The following is a 17,425-nucleotide window of genomic DNA, read 5'->3' on the forward strand; positions in this document are numbered from 1 at the left end:
GAGCAGCCCGGTAGCTCGTCAGGCTCATAACCTGAAGGTCACAGGTTCAAATCCTGTCCCCGCAACCAAATACAGAAGAGCCCGCCTTGTGCGGGCTCTTTTGTATTTTGCTGTGGTGGCCGGCCGATCTTAACCTGGCATCAGGGGCCCGCAACGAGGCGCAGCCGACGCCGCGGGACAGAAAAGCCAAAGCCTCTCCCCGAAACCAAATCACAAAAACGGCCCGCTCAAAGCGGGCAGTTTTGCGTTAAAAGGCAAATCTTCTCCCCGAAACCAGACAACAAGCCCGTCAGGCCGCAGCCAGCGGGCTTTCTTGCTTTTTGAGGGAGCACGCCCGGCGGGCGGACAGCTAATAGGGCGGCACTGCAGGTGGTTTCTGATTGCCGTTTCCACGATGCTCGGCCGTTCGAACCGATAGGGCCGGCGCGCTTGTCGGCACGCCCCGTCGATGCTAGCTGCATGACCAAAGCGGGCGAGTAAAACCGTGGCCCGACTCTCTGCTTGGCAGAAGGATTGAATCCTTTCAATGAAGTCGAGGGCCGATATTCCCGCGAGACACCGCTTCATTCTGGCAGTCGCGCGGCTGCTGTTGACAGTTCGCCACCCGATGCTCGTCATGCGGTTTGCGAGGAGGTTTGGCTATCTGCCAAACCCTGCAGCGCCGGAGAGCTATCACGAGCGGATGTTCTGGCGAAGAATCGTCGACCACAATCCGTTGTTCGTGGCGTTGTCGGACAAGCTCGCTGTGAAAGATTACATCCGCAAGGTTTGCCCGGAATTGATGGTGCCGGAGACGCTGTGGTCGGGCCGTGATCCCGAAGACATCCCGCTCGACCTGCTGGCCAAGGACGTGGTGGTCAAGACGAACCACGGCTGCGACATGAACATATTCGTTTCCGGCGGCCAGCCGGAGCGTGCAACCATCACAAGCCAGACGAAGCGCTGGCTTGGGAAACGCCAAGGGCGCCACAATGGCGAATGGGCCTACTGGTCGATTACACCGACGGTCTTCGTCGAACAGCGGCTGGCCCTCAGCGGCGGCGAGATCGCCACCGAGATCAAGGTCCAGATCTGCAGCGGTGTCGTGTGCCATGTCAGGGCCGAGGACAAGAAGGCTCGCATGTCGCGGCTGTTCGATCCTGAGGGCAATCCCTTGCCGGGTCGCGATGTCGACTATCCGCGCGAGGACCAGGCGCTGCCCGTGACAGCGCGCCTGGTCGAATTCATTCGTCAGGCAGTCGTCATCGCGCCGCGCATCGCTGGCGATCTCGACTATGTCCGTGTCGATTTTCTGGTCACCAACGAGCGGCTGTTCGCTGGCGAGGTCACCGTCTATACCGGGGGTGGCTACTCCGTCTGGAGCAATCCGGCCATCATGGCGGACATCGAGCGGCACTGGCGGCTCGATCATTCGGATTATTTGCGGCGGCGGCACACGGGCATTGCCTGGCTCTATGCAAATGCGCTGCGCGCGAAATGCATGGCGGACGGTGGCGATTTGCACCCGGCCCATCTTGTCGAGGCCCCGCCTCTGGAAACGTTGCAGATCTAGACCATGATCCCAACCCTAGGGTCGGGATCATGTGGCAAAAGTGAGCCTCATCCCGATCCTATCGGAATGATTGGGCTCCATCTCTATTGTTTGGGCATGATCTTCTGGACAAAACGGTTCCCGGTTTTGTCCGAGAAAACCGGATACCACTTTTCGGGATCATGCCCTGGCTGGCTGGTTTCAATCCGAACCGCCGTCCAGCCACTCCAGATCCCTGGGTGACAGCGCAATGTCGAGCGCTTGCAGGCTGTCTTCCAGTTCGCCGAGCGTGCGCGGACCGATCAGCGGAACCGACGGAAAGGGCTGCGCCAGCACATAGGCCAGCGCTACATGGATTGGGCTCTTGCCCAGCCTCTCGGCCAATTCGATCGCCCGGTCGCGGCGGCCGAAGTTTTTCTCCGAGTACCAGACCCGGACAAGCTCCTCATTGTCGCGCTTGTCGCGGCCGGCGCGGTCGGTGAAGAAACCGCGTCCCTGGCTCGACCAAGCGAAATTGGGCATCTGCCTGGATGTCAGCCAGGCTTTCCACTCGTCGCTGGAGGAGGTGACGCAGCCGGCCCAGATCGGCTCCAGCATCTCGGCCAGCGAGAAATTGTTGGAGAGCGCGCCGGGCTTCTGCTTGCCGGTGCGCGCGGCATAGGCAATCGCTTCATCCATACGCTCCATCGTCCAGTTGGAGCCGCCGAACGGGCCGCGGATGCGCCCGGCCTTGACCTCCCGGTCCATGGCGTCGACGAATTCACCGACCGGTACATCCGGGTTGTCGCGGTGCATGAAATAGATATCGACATAGTCGCTCTGCAGCCGGTCGAGCGACTGCGCAAGCTGCTTGCCGATCACATCGGGATAGCAGAGCGGCGAGTGCGCGCCCTTGCCGATAACGACCGATTGTTCACGCACGCCGCGGTTCTTCAACCACTGGCCGAGCAGCGCTTCGGTATAGCCGGCGCCATAGACATAGCCGGTGTCGAACAAATTGCCACCCGCTTCGAAAAACCCATCGAGCAGGATCGCGCCCGAGGAAAAGCTGCGGAAATCCTCGAAGCCGAGCGCCACCACGGAGGCCGGTTTCGACAAGCCCAGAATCTTGCGCTTGCCGATCGCCGTGCCGTTGGAGCGCAACGGCCTTCCGGAAATCGTGTTGACGCGTCTCGTGGACTTCTCGATCTCGTATTCGAGCCCGGCCGCAGTGCGCCATTTGTCGAGCACGCGCAGGTTGCCGAGGCTGTCGGCCCAACCCATGCCCGGCCAAGCAAACTCGTTGTTACCGGCAAGGATGGCCTCGCCGGTGGCGTCGACCTCGAAAGAGTAGAGATGGCGCGTTTCATTGACGCTGATGGTGTCGCGCGTCCCGTCGTACCGGACCACGTCGATCTTGCCGAGACCAACGTCGCGATTGCCGCCCGCGAACCAGAAATCCGGCACCTCGATGCGTCCCTTGGTGCCAAGGATGCGCAGCACATTGTCCTGGTTAAGCGAGATGCTGCAGGAGACTTCGGCGATGATGCCGCCTGGAAAATGCAGCAGCGCCGAGGCCCATTCATCGACCCCGGACGGGCCGAGATGCGCTGTGCCGGTCACCTTGTCCGGCTCGGCGAACGGCACTCCTGCGGCGGCGCCGGCAATCAGCCGCGCCATCGACACGGGATAGCCGCCGACATCCAGAATGCCGCCACCAGCGAGGTCGTTGGCATAGAGCCGATGCTCCGGCATGAAACCCGGCATGGCGAAGCCGAAGCTGGACTTGATCATGCGGACCTCGCCGATGACGCCCGACTTGATCAACTCCATCAGCTTGAGCGTCTGCGGATGCAGCCGGTACATGAAGGCTTCGCCGAGAAAGGTGCCGGCCTTGCGCGCCGCATGGATCATTGCGTCGGCCTCGAAGGCGGTCAGCCCCATCGGCTTTTCGCAAAGCACATGCTTGCCGGCCTCGGCCGCCTTGATCGCCCATTCGGCATGGCCGGGATGGGGTATCGAAATGTAGACCGCATCGACATCCGGATCGGCGAGCAAGGCGTCGTAGCCGTCGAGGATGCGGGCGCCTGGAAAACTTTCCGCCAGGCCTGATTTGCCGGGGTTGCGGGCGCCGAGGGCGACCAGTTTGCCGGTGCGCGAATTGGCCACGCCACCGGCAAAGGCAAGGGCGATGCTGCCTGGCCCGAGAATGCCCCAGCGGATGGGCGCGGTTGAAGTCATTGTCATTCTCCTTGGAAAGGCTGGGAAGGGAAAGCGGTCAGCGCAGCCGCAGCCCGTTTTCGTCGAACAGATAGGATTTGCGGATGGAAACGGTGACCTCGGTGGTGTCGGGAACCTTTGCTGCGTCGCGCTGGATCACCACGTCTTCGCCGTTGGTCGTCCTGGCATAGAGAAAGCTGGTGCCGCCCAGATGCTCGACCACGTCGATGCGAACGACGAGGTCGGCATCGCCTTCTCCGGCATTGCCGAAATGTTCGGGCCGCACGCCGACGATGACCTTACTTTCCGTTTCAGGTGCTGCGCCGGTCAGAGGCTGGGTGATGCGGGTCTTTTCCTGGCCCGCCAGGTCGACAACGATGCCATGCGTATCGCGCCCGACAACGCGGCCGTTGATGAAGTTCATCTTCGGCGAGCCGACAAAACCGGCCACGAACTGATTGTCGGGATTGTCGTAGAGATCAAGCGGACGGCCGATCTGCTCGACATGGCCGCCGCGCAGCACGACGATCCTGTCGGCCAGCGTCATCGCCTCGGTCTGGTCGTGGGTGACGTAGATCATCGTCGTGCCCAGTTCCTTGTGCAGGCGCGAGATCTCGACACGCATCTGCACCCTGAGCTCGGCGTCGAGATTGCTCAGCGGTTCGTCGAAGAGGAACACCTGGGGCTCGCGCACGATGGCGCGGCCGATGGCGACCCGCTGGCGCTGGCCGCCGGAAAGCTGGCGCGGCCGGCGGGCCATCAACTCGGTGATGCGCAGGATCTCGGATGCCCGCTTCACCCGCCGCTCGGTATCGGCTTTCGGATTGCCGGTCATCCTGAGGCCGAAACTCAGATTCTGCTCGACAGTCATATGCGGATAAAGTGCATAGGACTGGAACACCATGGCGATGCCGCGGTCGGCCGGCTCGACGTCGTTGACCACCTTGCCGCCAATGGCGATCTCGCCGCCACTGATGTCCTCAAGCCCGGCGATCATCCTCAGCAGCGTCGATTTCCCGCAACCGGAGGGGCCGACAAAGACGACGAATTCGCCGTCGCTCACATCGATGTTCGCGCCATGAACGATCTCGAAGTTGCCGAAGCGCTTGACAACATTGCTGAGTGTAACCGCCGCCATTGCCGGTCCTTACTTGATGGCGCCGGCGGCAATGCCGGCGATGAAATGACGCTGCAGGAGCACGAAAACGACCAGCATCGGCGCCGTCAGCATCATCGAGCCTGCCATGATGCCGCCCCATGACACTTTGGTCAGGCCGATCAGCGTGCCGAGCGCCACTGGCGCTGTCATCGAGCCGGGCTGGCTGTTGATCAGCAGCGGCCAGAGATAGTTGTTCCACGAAGCAAGAAACAGGATGATGGCGAGTGCCGCCAGCGTCGGCCGCGCCAGGGGTAGCGCCACGAACAGGAAGATGCGCCATTCCTTGACCCCCTCGACGCGCGCCGCGTCGAACAGATCGGCCGGCATCATCGAAAAGCTCTGCCTCATGAAGAGGACACCCAGCGAATTGAAAAGCGGCGGTACGACCAGCGCCACCCAGGTGTTGGCGAGCTTGAAGTCGCGCGCCACCATGATGAATTGCGGGATCAGCACAACGGCATAGGGCAGTGTGATGGTGCCGAGGATGATCGCCACGACCGCGCCCTTGCCGAAGAACTGATAGCGCGCCAGCGCCCAGCCGGCCATCGAGGTGAGCAGCACCGACAGCACCGTGTAGGTCACTGCCACCGAAACCGAGATGCCGATGGCGCGGATGAAATCGGTATCGCGTTGCAGATTGTTGAAATTCTCAATGAAATTGCCGTGCGGCAGAAGCTCGATGCCGGGGCTGAAGATGCCGTTGTCGGGCATCGTCGAAAAGATCGTCATCATCCACAGCGGAAACAGCCAGATCAGCGCCAGCGGCGTCAGGAAAAGGTGCAGCGCGATGCTGCGACCCAGCTTGGCTTGCGAACGCGAGCTCATTTCGGCTCCTTCGTCAGCCAGAGTTGCACCAGCGTGATGGCGATTGCGAGCCCAGCCATGGTGTAGGCGACGGCCGAGGCGTAGCCGAAGTTCAGCGACCTGAAACCCTGACGGTAAAGCAGCAGCCCGAGCGTTTCGGTGCCGCCGCCCGGGCCGCCGCGTTCGGTGATCAGGAACGGTTCGGTGAACAGCTGCATGGTGCCGATGATCGACAGCACGCAGCAGAAGACGATGATCGGCTTCAGCAATGGCAGGGTGATGTAGAAGAACTGCTTCACCTTGCTGACGCGGTCGAGCGTCGCCGCCTCGTAGACATCCTGCGGGATCGACTGCATGCCGGCGAGCAGGATGATGGCGTTGTAGCCGGCCCAGCGCCAGGTCACCGCGATCATGATCAGCGCCATCGCCGGCGTGACGTTGGAAAACCAGTCGACACTTGGCAGGCCGACGCTGTTCAGCAATTTGTTGATGATGCCGAAATTGAGGTTGAACATCAGCCGGAAGACTGCGGAATAGGCGACTTCGCCAACCACGACCGGGGCGAAGAAAGCGAAGCGGAACAGGCCTCTGGCTTTCAGCAGCGGCGAATTCAAAAGCACGGCCATCACCGTGGCGAGCGCGATCATCACCGGCACCTGGATAACCAAGATGAGCAGCGTGTTCTTCAGAGCATTGAAAAAGGCTGGGTCGCCGATCAGCCGGCCCCAGTTGAAGCCGGGCGCAAACCGCCAGGGCACGGTGCGCGTCGCCTGGAAGGAGATCAGGAAAGAGTCAATGATCGGCCATAGCCAGAAGATCGCGAAGATCAGCAGATAAGGCGCGAGGAAGCGATACGCCGTGGCGTTCTGATAGCGCATGGTTGCCTCCTTTCCGCATTGGCGGGTGAGCACGCGTGCTCAAACACGCAGCGCGTTGAATGGTCCCGGGCAGCATCGATGCCGCTCGGGACCATCTCGCCCAGATCAGGACTTGACGGGCAATCCGGTCGCTGCCGCGATCTGATTGGCTGCATCATCGAGCGCGGTCTTGGCGTCCGGATAGCCGCCGCCCAGATATTTGGTCTGCACCGAGCGCATGATGATCTCGGCATCGCTCTGGAACGGCGTGCCGCGGCTGGGCACGACCTTGGGCAAGGTGGAGAGAATATCCTTCCACACTGCCTGACCACCCCAATAGGGCAGGCCTTCGGAGACATAGGGATCATTGAGCGCCGAGACCAGCGAGGGCACGAGGCCGAAGTCCTTCAGCATCGTTATCTGGCCTTCATTGGTCTCGAGCGTGTATTTCAGGTAGGCGTAGGCGGCTTCCTTGTTCTTCGAGGCCGATGTGATGGCCAGCGAAGAGCCGCCGAGATTGGCGGCGCGCGGGCCGTCGGCCGTCAGGCTCGGCATGAGATAGACGCCCCATTTGCCGTTTTCGCCCGCCGATTCAGTGCGAATGGTGCCCTCATACCAGCCACCATAGATCTGGGTGGCAACGGCACCGGCGGTGTTGTTGGTGATCTTGGTGCCCCAATCGGCCGAGGAGATGATGCCTGCGTCCTTCATCTCCTTGATCTTGGTCAGGGTATCGACACATTTGGGCTGGTTGACCGTGATCGACAGCCCGTCAGCGGCAAAATAGGCGCAGCCCTGTTCGTTGGCGATCATGCGGAAGAATTCGGTGTCGCCGTTGAAATCGGCATTGGTCATCGTCACGCCCGGATTGGCGGCCTGGATCTTCTTGCCGGCGGCGATGAAATCGTCCCAGGTCTTGATCGAGGCAGGATCGACACCGGCCTTCTCATAGAAGTCGCGGCGGTAGAAGGCGGCGACAGGGCCGGAATCCCATGGCATTGCATAGGCCTTCTCGCCCACTTCGAGTTCGGTGCGCTTGAAATCGGGGAATTTTGCCTGGTCCTCGGCGGTGTAGCCAAGCGTATGCAGGTCGACGAAGCAGTCGGGGAACTGGCTCCAGTAGTTCTCGGCCTCGCCATTCTCGATCGAGACGATATCCGGCAGCCCGACGCCTCCGGCGGCACAGCCGGCGATCGACTTGTCATAGGTCGGCTGGTTGCCGACATCCTCGACCGTCACCTTGACGTCGGGGTACTGCTTGTTGAAGCCGGCTACGGTCGCCTTCAACGATGAAGCGGCGATGTTCCAGCTCCAGATCGTGATTTCGCCAGACTGCGCAAGCGCCGGGCTTGAGCCCAGGGCAAGCGCAAGCGCGGCGCAGGTCAATATGGTGCGCATTGAAATCCTCCCATTTCATTTGCTCTGTCTTGGTGAGCGTGGGTAGACTATGCGGTAGGGAAGGCTTGTCGCCGTCAAAGGGAATAAGAAATTGGCGGAAAGTAAGATGCCGGAACGACCGTTTTACCAACCTGGCGCCAGCAGTGTGGAAGGCCTGCCGCTGCTGCTGCAGATGTTTCACACACAGCCCCTGGTTATGCTCAAGCCGCATTGGCACGCCCAGGTCGAGGTCAATTTCATTGTGCGCGGCAGCGTGCACTACCGCATGAACGACCATGAGATTTCGCTTTCGGCCGGCGAGATGTGCCTGTTCTGGGGCGGCCTGCCGCATCAGATGGACGATCTCAGCGACGATGCCGTCTATGCCGGCGCGCATCTGCCGCTGGTGCATTTCTTCCGGCTGCACCTGCCGACCGATGTCCGGCATCGGCTAATGACAGGCGCGACACTGGTGAGCGATGCGACCGACCGGTCGGACGACGACAGTTTCGAGCGCTGGAACCGCTACGCCCGCTCCGGCGATTCGGCAAAGGCGGAGCATGCCGTGAACGAGCTGCTGCTGCGGCTGGAGCGGATGCGGTTCGAGCCGTACCGGCTCGTGCCCGAAAACCCGATCGGACAGGCAGCCGGCAGCCCCTTCGATCAGCAGTCTTCACGCAATGTCGGGCGTATGTGCGACTTCATCGCGGAGAACTTTCTCTACGACATCGACTGCGTAAACATCGCGGCCGCTGCCGACATTCATCCCAAATACGCTATGAGCACCTTCAAGAAATCGACCGGCATGACGCTCAACGAATATGTGAATTTGTTGCGGCTCAGCTATGCCCAGGCGATGCTGATGCACCAGGACGCCAACGTGCTCAGGGTCGCCATGGACTCCGGTTTCGGTTCGCTCAGCGCCTTCAACAAGTCGTTCCGCAAGCTTGCCGGCATGACGCCTTCCGATTTCCGCAAGGGTGTGGGCATCAGGTAATTCCGCCAATCCGCGATCGGCTGGCCAGGGCCTGTTCCATCGCCAGTCAATTGGCAGGGACACCTTCCAGGCGCTGTTTCGGTTCGCGGGCGCCGGTGACAAAGCTGCGCCAGCCGCCATAGGCCGAGATGTCGGCTGCTGCCGCCAGCCCGGCAGTTTCGACCAGGAAACCCTTGGCCGACGTGCCGTCTGCGAGGTCGATTGTGCCGATGCCAAGCGGCGACGGGATCGCGGCGACGAAGCGCCCGAACGCGTCCGGCTCAAGCCGCCAGACCTCGACATCAATCGCCATGCCGCCACTGGCGACCCGCACCAGCCCCGGCTTGGGCACAGACTGACCGGCGAGTGCATAGAGCCTGTAGGCCGGCGCTGTTTTCACGGCTCTCGAGAATTGCGCATCGAGCTTTTTCAGCTGGCCGTTGAGCGGCATGCCCGAGAGATGCGCACCGACCACCACCAGATCGATCATGCCGTCGGCGATTGGCGACGGAGGAAGCAGAGGGGCCGGCTGCGGCCAGTCCGTCGCGCCGAGCAAGAGGCCGCTGGCGGTATGCAGGTCGCGGGCAAGTGCTGCCGTCAGCGCGTCGCCGCCGGCCGGCGCAAGCAGCGTGACGCTCATCGGCAAGCCGTCATCGCGCTTTCCGGTCGGCACAGCGATGCCGCACATGTCGAGCAGGTTGACGAAATTGGTGTAGGTGCCGAGCCGGCTGTTGGTGAGGATCGGGTCGGCAAGCACCGCATCGACCGTGTAGTGGGTCGGCGCGGTCGGCACGCAGAACAGGTCGACCGAGGCGATGATTGGAGCGAGTTTCGCCTTGTAGGCCTGCAAGGCATAAAGGCCGCGAAAGGCGTCCGCGGCCGACAGACTGCTGGCGCCGCCGATGATCTTGCGCGTCACCGGATGCAGGGCGGCTTCGTTGGACTCCATGAAATCGCGGATCGCCACATAGCGTTCGGCCACCCAGGCGCCCTCGTAGAGGAGGTTGGCGGTGGCGTAGAAATCGCCGAACGGGATTTCGACCAGCCGGCAGCCGAGCCGCGACAGCATGGCAAGCGAGGCCTCGAAGCCGGCCTGCATCGCCGCATCGCCGAAGAATTTCAGGTCGGCTTTTGCCGGGATGCCGACGCTCAGCACCGGCGGGCGCGCGGCGAGCGGCTGGACGGCGATGTCGCGCGAATAGGCATCGGCCGCATCGCGCGCTGCCGCCACGGAGAACACCCGATAGGCGTCATCGACAGTCAGCGCGAACACCGAGACGCAGTCGAGCGTGCGGCAGGCCGGCACGACGCCGGCCGTCGAGAGCGCACCGACTGTCGGCTTCAGGCCGACGATGTTGTTGAGGCCGGCCGGGATGCGGCCGGAGCCGGCGGTGTCGGTGCCGAGCGCGAAGGAGACGATGCCGCGCGCCGTTGCCACCGCCGAACCCGAGGAGGAGCCGCCCGGCACCAGCTCCTCATCGATGGCGTTGCGTGGGATCGGCCAGGGCGTGCGCACGCCGACGAGGCCGGTGGCGAACTGGTCGAGATTGGTCTTGCCGACGACGAGCGCGCCGGCGGCCTTGAGCCGTGCCACCACGGTGGCATCCCTATCGGGCCAGTAGGTGTATTCGGCGCAGGCCGCCGTCGTCGGCATGCCGGCGACGTCGATGTTGTCCTTCACGGCGAAGGGAACACCCCAGAGCGGTTTTGCCGCCGGGTCGAACGGGCCGAGCGCTTCGGCCGCGGCAAGCAGATCCGCCCTGGCGGCGAGATGGATGAAGATGCCCGGATCATCAGCGGTCTCGATGCGGGCATAAATCGTCGCGATCACATCGCCAACGCTGACGCCGTCCCGATAGGCCGCGTGCAGGCTCGCTATGTCGAAGCGGACATCACTCATTTCGTCTCCCCCAGAATGATCACCGGCAGGTCCCATTGGATCAGCACGACGCAGCCGTCTTTCGTCCACACCGAATGCTCGGTCCCGACTGGATTCAGGATGACGCTGCCTGCGGGATAGTCGCCGTTCTCGTCGCTCTGGGTGCCTTCCAGCACGACGATGGTCTCCAGCCCGACATGGCGGTGGCGCGGCACGCCGGCGCCGGGCTGGTAGTTCAGGATCGCAACCGAAGGTTCGACCGGCCCGCCCTTGAGCAGCCAATGCACGGTGATGCCGTGACGGAAATGCTCGAACGCCAGATCGCGCCAGCCGCCATTGACGAGGCCAGCAAAAGCAAGATTAGGCATTGGCAATTCCCTGAAGCACCTGGTCGGCCATCGCCGTCCAACCGACGATGGCGCCTTGCGCCCTGATCATGGCCAGGGCCGCCGCCTTGAACTCCGGGAAATAGCTTTCCGTAGCGTCCTCGGCGAGCAGGCACTCATAGCCGCGATCGTTGGCCTCGCGCATCGTCGTCTGCACGCAGACTTCGGTGGTGACGCCGGCAAAGACAAGTTGCTGTGCGCCGAGCCGTTTCAGATCGTCGCCAAAACTGGTTGCGTAGAACGCGCCCTTGCCGGGTTTTTCGATGACGATCTCGCCGGGCAGCGGGGCAAGCTCGTCGAGGATTGCCGTGCCCGGTTCGCCGACGATCAGCACACGGCCCATCGGGCCGACATCGCCGATACGGATCGACGGATTGCCGCGATTGCGCTTGGCCGGCGGCAGGTCCGAAAGGTCGGCCCTGTGGCACTCCATGGTGTGGATCACCGGCAGGCCGGCGGCGCGGAACCCTTCGATCAGCTTCTTCACCGTCGGCACGATGGCTGTGACGCGGCTGACGTCGTTGCCGAGGCTGGCGCCGAAGCCGCCGGGCTCGGCGAAATCGCGCTGCATGTCGATGACCACCAGCGCCATGGTCTGCGGTTTGAAGGTGAAGGAAAACGGCAGTGCATTGATTTCTGCCATCAGTGATGTCCCGCCATATGCTCGCCGATGGTCTGCACGCTGGCTTGCGCAATCGGCGTCTCATAGACCAGCGCGCCGTCCGACATGACGAAGATGCGATCGGACAGTTCGAGCAGTTCGTCGAGGTCTTCCGACATCAGGAGCACGGCGGCACCCGCATTGCGCGCCTTCATGATACGGGCGCGGATCTCGGCCACCGCCGAGAAGTCGAGGCCAAAGCACGGGTTGGAGACGATCAGCAGGTCGACCTCGCCGGTGAGTTCGCGGGCCAGCACGGCGCGCTGCACATTGCCGCCCGACAGCGACGAAATCGGCGAGGCAAGCGATGCGGTCTTGACTTTGAACTGCTCGACCAGCCGGGTCGCATAGTCCCTGATCGCGCTCATCCTGATCCAGCTGATCGGCTTGCCGGCTTCGTTCAAATCGAAGGTCCGGAAAGCCATGTTTTCCGCCACCGTCATCTTCGGCGCGCAGGCATTGCGCAACGGCTCCTCGGGAATGAAGCGGACATTGAGCGTCCGCGCCTCGCTGCGGCTGGCGCCATAGGGCGAGCCCTTGACCAGAACGTCGCCGCCGTCGCGTGTGCGCTGTCCGGCCAGGACTTCGAGAAACTCCTTCTGGCCGTTACCGGAAATGCCGGCAACGCCGACGATTTCGCCGGACTTCACATCGAGTTCGCCGATGTTGATGGTTTTCAGGCCTGTCCGGTCGGGTGCCTTCAGTGCCTTCACTGTCAGGATCTGCCTGGCGTCGATCGGCACCGGAGCGCGACTGTCGAGCGCGGCGATCGGCTGGTCGCCGATCATCATCGCTGCCATCTCCCTGTGCGACAGGTCCGACACTTTTCCGGTTCCGGTCAGTCTGCCCTTGCGCAGCACCGTGATGTCGTCGGCAAACGCCGTCACTTCATGGAATTTGTGCGAGATCATCAGCACGGTGAGACCGCCCGCTCTGGTCATGTCGCGCACCAGGCCCAGCACTTCCTGGGCTTCGCCGGGGGTGAGCACTGAAGTCGGCTCGTCCAGCACCAGGAAGCTGCGGCCGAGATAGAGTTGCTTGATGATTTCCAGCTTCTGCTTTTCGCCGGCGGCGAGCTCGGCCACCTTGACGTCGAGCGGCAGCTTGAACGGCATCCGCTCCATGAAGGCTGCAAGGTCGGCGCGCTCTTGGCGCCAGTCGATGATCCCCGGCACCTTCTCACGTGAAATGACCAGGTTTTCCGCGCCGGTCAGTGACGGGACAAGCGTGAAATGCTGGTAGACCATGCCAAGCCCGAGTGCCGAAGCATCGCGCGGGCTGGCGATCGCCACCTCGCGGCCGTCGACCAGAATGTCGCCCGAGGTCGGGTGGTAAAAACCCATCATGCATTTGACCAGCGTCGACTTGCCGGCGCCATTTTCGCCGAGCAGCGCGTGGAACGATCCGGCAGGCACCTTGATCGAGACGTCGCTGAGCGCGGTAAAGGCGCCGAAGCGCATGGTCATGCCGATGGTCTCGACGCTGACTGCTTTCCTGCCGCCTTCACTCATGGCCAAACCTCATGGCAGTTGGGCGACGAAGGACGCCGAATTCGACACCGCGCCGAAGACGCCGCCCTGCATCTTGATCATCTTGATCGCGGCGAGGTGGTTGCCGTAGTCGGTCGCGCCGCAGCAATCCTCCAGCATGACGCATTCGAAGCCGCGGTCGTTGGCCTCACGCATCGTGGTGTGCACGCAGACGTCGGTGGTGATGCCGGTGAGCACGATGTTTTCGATGCCGCTCTGGTTGAGGATCAGCTCCAGGTCGGTGGCGCAGAACGAGCCCTTCCCCGGCTTGTCGATGATCGGCTCGCCCTCAGTCGGGTAGAGGTCGGGAATGATGTCCCAGCCCGGCTCGCCGCGCACCAGGATGCGCCCGCAGGGGCCGGGGTCGCCAATGCCGGCATTGATGCGGCGCGAGCGCCAGCGCTTGTTGGCGGGCAGGTCGGCGAGGTCTGGCCGGTGGCCCTCGCGGGTGTGGATGATGGTGTAGCCTTTCGCGCGCATGGCCGACAGCACCGACTTGATCGGCTCGATCGGCGCGCGCACCAGCGACAGGTCGTAGCCCATATGGTCGACATAGCCGCCCGGCCCGCAGAAATCGGTCTGCATGTCGATGATGATTAGCGCCGTATTGTCAGGGCGAAGTTCGCCATTGTAGGGCCATGGATAGGGGTCGGCGTCGATGTAGCGCTGGGTGATCTCGGCTCTGGCGTTCATGGCAAAAACTCCAGTCATTTGGTGATCGACAATTCGCCCGGCGCGCCGGCAAGCGAACGGCTCGGCGATGAGGTGGCGATCATGATGATCAGGGTGAGGATGTAGGGAGCGGCGTAGAACAGATAGTAGCCTTGCGTGACGCCGACCGACTGCAGCGCCGGGCCGAGCGCGCCGGCGCCGCCGAACAGCAAGGCGGCGGCAAAGCAGCCGAGCGGGTTCCAGCGCGCGAAGATGACCAGCGCTACCGCCATCAGCCCCTGGCCGGACGAAATGCGTTCGGTCCAGCTGCCGGGATAGTAGAGCGACAGATAGGCGCCGCCGATGCCGGCTAGCGCTCCGCCGACCCCAGTGGCAATGAGGCGCACGGTGTTGGGGTTGAGGCCCATGGCGCGCGCCGCGTCGGAACTGTCGCCGACCACACGCAGGATCAGGCCGGCGCGGGTGTTGCGGAAAGCCCACCACAGGAACACCGCCAGTGCCGCGCCGATCAGGAACAGCACATTGACGTTGAGCGCCGCCTGTACCTGCGGAATATCGGACCAGTCGCCGAAGGGAATGGCCGGCAGGTCGGGCGCCGACGGCTGGATGAATGGCTTGCCGAAGAAGAAGGCGAGACCGGAGCCGAGCAGCATCAGCGCGATGCCGATGGCGATGTCGTTGACCCCGGGAAATTTGCAGATCCAGCCGTGGAACAGGCCGAAGCACAGGCCGGCCGCGGCGGCCGCCAGCAGGCCGAGCCAGGGCGAGCCGGTCATCACCGCCACCGCATAGGCGGTCATGGCGCCGAAAACCAGCGTGCCCTCGAGGCCGAGATTGATGCGGCCGGAGCGTTCGGTGATGGCTTCGCCAAGCGACACGAAGATGAAGGGTGTCGACACCCGGATGGCGCCGCCGAGGATGGCGAGCGGAACGCCCCACAGTCCGATCTCGGTTGCGTCCATCAGGCGCCTCGCTTCCAGAGGTCGGGATTGAAGGCCTTGAAGCGGCCGTAGAAGGTTTCGCTGAACAGGATGACGACGAACAGCATGCCTTGCAGCACCAGCACGGTGGCATCGGGCAGGTCCATGCGGCGCTGAATCAGGCCGCCGGACGCGTTGATGCCGCCAAGCAGGATGGCGACAGGGATGATGGCCAGCGGGTTGTGGCGGGCAAGGAAGGCAACAAGAATGCCAGTATAGCCGTAGCCGGCGGCGAGCGAGGCATTGGCGCTGCCTTGCACGGCGCCGACTTCCAGCATGCCGGCAAGGCCGGCGAAGCCGCCTGCAAGCGCGGTGAAGCCGACGATCAGCGGTCCGACGGCCAGCCCCTGCGCCTGGGCTGCCCTGACATTGCCGCCGGCGATGCGGGCGGCAAAGCCCCAGCGGGTCTTTTCGATCAGCAGCCAGGACAGGACGCAGGCAACGATGCCGACGACAAGGCCCCAATGCACCTCCATGCCCGGAATGTTGCCGATGCGATAGGCGTCGGCCAGCGGCTGGGTCGAGGGTTTGTTGAGCGAGGCGGGATCGCGCAGTGGTCCTTCCACCAGATGGTTCATCAGGGCGATGGCGATATAGGCCATCAGCAGGCTGGAGATGGTTTCGTTGACGGCGCGGTAGTGGCGAAGCGCGCCGACGGCACCGATCCAGATGCCGCCGGCGGCCATGCCCGCCACGCCCATGGCAAGAATGACGATTGATGATGGCGCGCCGCCCAGCGCCACGCCTGTGGCAGCGGCAGCGACGCCGCCGAGCACGATAGCGCCCTCGCCACCGATGACGACGAGGCCGAGCCGGGCCGGCAGCGCCACGCAGAGCGCGGCAAGCAGCAGCGGGGCTCCGCGCGACAGCGAGTTCTGGATCGAAAACCACGAGCCGAAACCGCCGCGCCACATGGTTTCATAGAGCTGGAGCGGCGACTTGCCGACCAGCGCGATGAACAGGCTGAACAGGACCATGCCGACGACCAGAGCCGCGAGCGGAATGACGAAGGCTTCCGCCCGCCGGGCAATCCATTCCAGCGCCGCCGGATAGCTCCTGGCGCCGAACACTGCCGGTGCATCCGCGCTGCTGACCGTATCTGCCATGGCCCGTCTCCGTGCGCGCGTTCAGCTTCAGGCGGTCGAACCGACGACACCCTCGACGAGATAGTCCATGCTTTCGAGTTCGATGGCGGTCTCGACGAAGGCCTGGCCTTCGGTGGCGACGACAACGCCCTTGTTGCTCTTCAACGGACCCTTGATGACGGAGAAGCCACCCTTCATCATCTCGGCCAGCGTGGCGTCGAACTGCTTGTGGGCCGGCTCGCCGACGGCGGGACCAAGCGGGCTCATCTTGACGAAACCATCGGCCAGGCCACCGCGGGTGAAATTGGGCAGCGGCGTGCCGGCGACGAGGTCGTCGACGAACATCTTGTAGACCTTGGCCCAGTTCCATTCGGCGCCGGTCAGGTATTTTTCGGGCGCCAGCGGGCTCTGGTTGGCGTGATAGCCGCAGATGAAGGCGCCGCGTCCGGCGGCCGTCTCGACCACCACCTTCGGGCTGTCGACATGGCAAGTGATGACGTCGGCACCCTGATCGACCAGCGCGTTGGTGGCTTCCGCCTCCTTGACCGCCAGCGACCACTCGCCGGTAAAGATGACCTGGCAGGTGATCGTCGGGTCGACCGAGCGTGCGCCGAGCAGGAAGGAGTTGATGTTGAGCAGCACCTGCGGGATCGGCTTGGCGGCGACGAAGCCGAGCTTCTTGGTCTTCGAGGTGTGGCCGGCGACGACGCCGTTGAGATACTGGCCCATGCCGATATAGCCGAAATAGGAGCCGGCATTCATCGGATGCTTGTCCTTGTTCCACATGCCGCCGCAATGGCGGAACTGCACGTCGGGGAATTTCGCGCACATGGCCAGCATGTGCGGATCGAAATAGCCGAAGGAGGTCGGGAAGATCAGCGAGGCGCCGTCGAGATTGATCATCGATTCCATTGTCTTCTGGACGTCGACCGTCTCGGGGACGTTCTCTTCCTCGACGATGGAGATGCCCTCGATGCCCTTCAGCGCCGCCGCACCCTCGGCATGCGCCTGGTTGTAGCCGTAGTCGTCCTTCGGCCCGACATAGATGAAGCCGACGGTGGCGGCCGCGGCGAAGGCCCTGCTGATGGGAAAGGCTGCCGAGGCAATGCCAAGTGCTGCTCCTGCGGCAGAGGTCTTGAGCAGCTGGCGGCGGCTAAGCATGAATCTGTCGGTCATCTCTTATGCTCCCCTGTAGGACCCTTTTCCGGGTCGGTTAACGCCTTCTCAGGAAAGTGCATGCAATCAGCGTGCCAGTTCAGAAATCAAAATTTATCCAATAAAATCAGTTATACTGCCGATGCTGCCTGCACAAGCGAAAGGCAATTGCATG

15 protein-coding genes are annotated in these 17,425 nt (G+C 63.1%); 2 read left to right on the plus strand and 13 right to left on the minus strand.

Annotation, left to right across the window (positions count from 1 at the left end; all coding sequences use genetic code 11):
- Positions 1-526: 526 nt before the first annotated feature.
- Positions 527-1,552, plus strand: coding sequence for an ATP-grasp fold amidoligase family protein (locus tag AC1DX6_RS26240; RefSeq protein WP_477318736.1), 1,026 nt, complete (start codon positions 527-529; stop codon positions 1,550-1,552).
- A gap of 180 nt (positions 1,553-1,732) precedes the next feature.
- Here the strand turns inward: AC1DX6_RS26240 and AC1DX6_RS26245 are convergent, their stop codons facing one another.
- The 5 genes from AC1DX6_RS26245 to AC1DX6_RS26265 all read right to left on the minus strand — a co-directional run bounded on the left by AC1DX6_RS26245 (position 1,733) and on the right by AC1DX6_RS26265 (position 7,948).
- Entirely contained in the window at positions 1,733-3,751 is a 2,019-nt protein-coding gene (locus AC1DX6_RS26245) for an aldo/keto reductase (RefSeq protein ID WP_477318738.1), read from the minus strand.
- A 37-nt stretch (positions 3,752-3,788) separates the two neighbouring features.
- Positions 3,789-4,868, minus strand: coding sequence for an ABC transporter ATP-binding protein (locus tag AC1DX6_RS26250; protein ID WP_477318739.1), 1,080 nt, complete (start codon positions 4,866-4,868; stop codon positions 3,789-3,791).
- A gap of 9 nt (positions 4,869-4,877) precedes the next feature.
- Positions 4,878-5,714, minus strand: coding sequence for a carbohydrate ABC transporter permease (locus AC1DX6_RS26255; RefSeq protein WP_477318741.1), 837 nt, complete (start codon positions 5,712-5,714; stop codon positions 4,878-4,880).
- A complete protein-coding gene (locus AC1DX6_RS26260; RefSeq protein WP_477318743.1) occupies positions 5,711-6,571 on the minus strand; it encodes a carbohydrate ABC transporter permease in 861 nt (286 codons plus the stop codon). Before AC1DX6_RS26260 ends, AC1DX6_RS26255 begins: the two co-directional genes overlap by 4 nt.
- A 105-nt stretch (positions 6,572-6,676) precedes the next feature.
- On the minus strand, positions 6,677-7,948 hold the full coding sequence (locus AC1DX6_RS26265; protein WP_477318745.1) for an extracellular solute-binding protein: 1,272 nt from the start codon (positions 7,946-7,948) through the stop codon (positions 6,677-6,679).
- Between the two features lie 106 nt (positions 7,949-8,054).
- Here AC1DX6_RS26265 and AC1DX6_RS26270 point away from each other — a divergent pair, with 106 nt between their 5' ends.
- On the plus strand, positions 8,055-8,924 hold the full coding sequence (locus tag AC1DX6_RS26270) for a helix-turn-helix domain-containing protein (RefSeq protein ID WP_477318747.1): 870 nt from the start codon (positions 8,055-8,057) through the stop codon (positions 8,922-8,924).
- A 46-nt stretch (positions 8,925-8,970) separates the two neighbouring features.
- Here AC1DX6_RS26270 and atzF read toward each other — a convergent pair whose 3' ends face one another.
- The 8 genes from atzF to AC1DX6_RS26310 are packed head-to-tail and all read right to left on the minus strand — an operon-like array spanning position 8,971 to position 17,271.
- A complete protein-coding gene (gene atzF / locus AC1DX6_RS26275; RefSeq protein ID WP_477318749.1) occupies positions 8,971-10,803 on the minus strand; it encodes an allophanate hydrolase in 1,833 nt (610 codons plus the stop codon).
- On the minus strand, positions 10,800-11,150 hold the full coding sequence (locus AC1DX6_RS26280; protein WP_477318751.1) for a cupin domain-containing protein: 351 nt from the start codon (positions 11,148-11,150) through the stop codon (positions 10,800-10,802). Before AC1DX6_RS26280 ends, atzF begins: the two co-directional genes overlap by 4 nt.
- Complete coding sequence (locus AC1DX6_RS26285) at positions 11,143-11,811, minus strand: cysteine hydrolase family protein (protein ID WP_477318753.1); 669 nt, start codon at positions 11,809-11,811, stop codon at positions 11,143-11,145. Before AC1DX6_RS26285 ends, AC1DX6_RS26280 begins: the two co-directional genes overlap by 8 nt.
- Entirely contained in the window at positions 11,811-13,340 is a 1,530-nt protein-coding gene (locus AC1DX6_RS26290; protein WP_477318755.1) for an ABC transporter ATP-binding protein, read from the minus strand. Before AC1DX6_RS26290 ends, AC1DX6_RS26285 begins: the two co-directional genes overlap by 1 nt.
- Positions 13,341-13,349: 9 nt before the next feature.
- A complete protein-coding gene (gene biuH, locus AC1DX6_RS26295; RefSeq protein WP_477318757.1) occupies positions 13,350-14,051 on the minus strand; it encodes a biuret amidohydrolase in 702 nt (233 codons plus the stop codon).
- Between the two features lie 14 nt (positions 14,052-14,065).
- Entirely contained in the window at positions 14,066-14,992 is a 927-nt protein-coding gene (locus AC1DX6_RS26300; RefSeq protein WP_477318759.1) for an ABC transporter permease, read from the minus strand.
- A complete protein-coding gene (locus tag AC1DX6_RS26305; protein WP_477318761.1) occupies positions 14,992-16,116 on the minus strand; it encodes an ABC transporter permease in 1,125 nt (374 codons plus the stop codon). Before AC1DX6_RS26305 ends, AC1DX6_RS26300 begins: the two co-directional genes overlap by 1 nt.
- 27 nt (positions 16,117-16,143) lie before the next feature.
- Positions 16,144-17,271, minus strand: a complete 1,128-nt coding sequence (locus AC1DX6_RS26310; protein WP_477318763.1) for a BMP family ABC transporter substrate-binding protein — start codon at positions 17,269-17,271, stop codon at positions 16,144-16,146.
- Positions 17,272-17,425 lie beyond the last annotated feature (154 nt).

The sequence above is a fragment of the Mesorhizobium sp. P2_C4 genome (assembly GCF_056404575.1).

Excerpts from the sequence above, each read along its gene's own strand:
- AC1DX6_RS26300 (WP_477318759.1), bottom strand. The coding sequence starts at position 14,992 with ATGGACGCAACCGAGATCGGACTGTGGGGCGTTCCGCTCGCCATCCTC.
- AC1DX6_RS26280 (WP_477318751.1), bottom strand. The coding sequence starts at position 11,150 with ATGCCTAATCTTGCTTTTGCTGGCCTCGTCAATGGCGGCTGGCGCGAT.
- AC1DX6_RS26305 (WP_477318761.1), bottom strand. The coding sequence starts at position 16,116 with ATGGCAGATACGGTCAGCAGCGCGGATGCACCGGCAGTGTTCGGCGCC.
- AC1DX6_RS26240 (WP_477318736.1), top strand. The coding sequence starts at position 527 with ATGAAGTCGAGGGCCGATATTCCCGCGAGACACCGCTTCATTCTGGCA.
- AC1DX6_RS26245 (WP_477318738.1), bottom strand. The coding sequence starts at position 3,751 with ATGACTTCAACCGCGCCCATCCGCTGGGGCATTCTCGGGCCAGGCAGC.
- AC1DX6_RS26265 (WP_477318745.1), bottom strand. The coding sequence starts at position 7,948 with ATGCGCACCATATTGACCTGCGCCGCGCTTGCGCTTGCCCTGGGCTCA.
- AC1DX6_RS26260 (WP_477318743.1), bottom strand. The coding sequence starts at position 6,571 with ATGCGCTATCAGAACGCCACGGCGTATCGCTTCCTCGCGCCTTATCTG.
- AC1DX6_RS26310 (WP_477318763.1), bottom strand. The coding sequence starts at position 17,271 with ATGACCGACAGATTCATGCTTAGCCGCCGCCAGCTGCTCAAGACCTCT.
- AC1DX6_RS26285 (WP_477318753.1), bottom strand. The coding sequence starts at position 11,811 with ATGGCAGAAATCAATGCACTGCCGTTTTCCTTCACCTTCAAACCGCAG.
- AC1DX6_RS26250 (WP_477318739.1), bottom strand. The coding sequence starts at position 4,868 with ATGGCGGCGGTTACACTCAGCAATGTTGTCAAGCGCTTCGGCAACTTC.
- AC1DX6_RS26270 (WP_477318747.1), top strand. The coding sequence starts at position 8,055 with ATGCCGGAACGACCGTTTTACCAACCTGGCGCCAGCAGTGTGGAAGGC.
- atzF (WP_477318749.1), bottom strand. The coding sequence starts at position 10,803 with ATGAGTGATGTCCGCTTCGACATAGCGAGCCTGCACGCGGCCTATCGG.
- biuH (WP_477318757.1), bottom strand. The coding sequence starts at position 14,051 with ATGAACGCCAGAGCCGAGATCACCCAGCGCTACATCGACGCCGACCCC.
- AC1DX6_RS26255 (WP_477318741.1), bottom strand. The coding sequence starts at position 5,714 with ATGAGCTCGCGTTCGCAAGCCAAGCTGGGTCGCAGCATCGCGCTGCAC.
- AC1DX6_RS26290 (WP_477318755.1), bottom strand. The coding sequence starts at position 13,340 with ATGAGTGAAGGCGGCAGGAAAGCAGTCAGCGTCGAGACCATCGGCATG.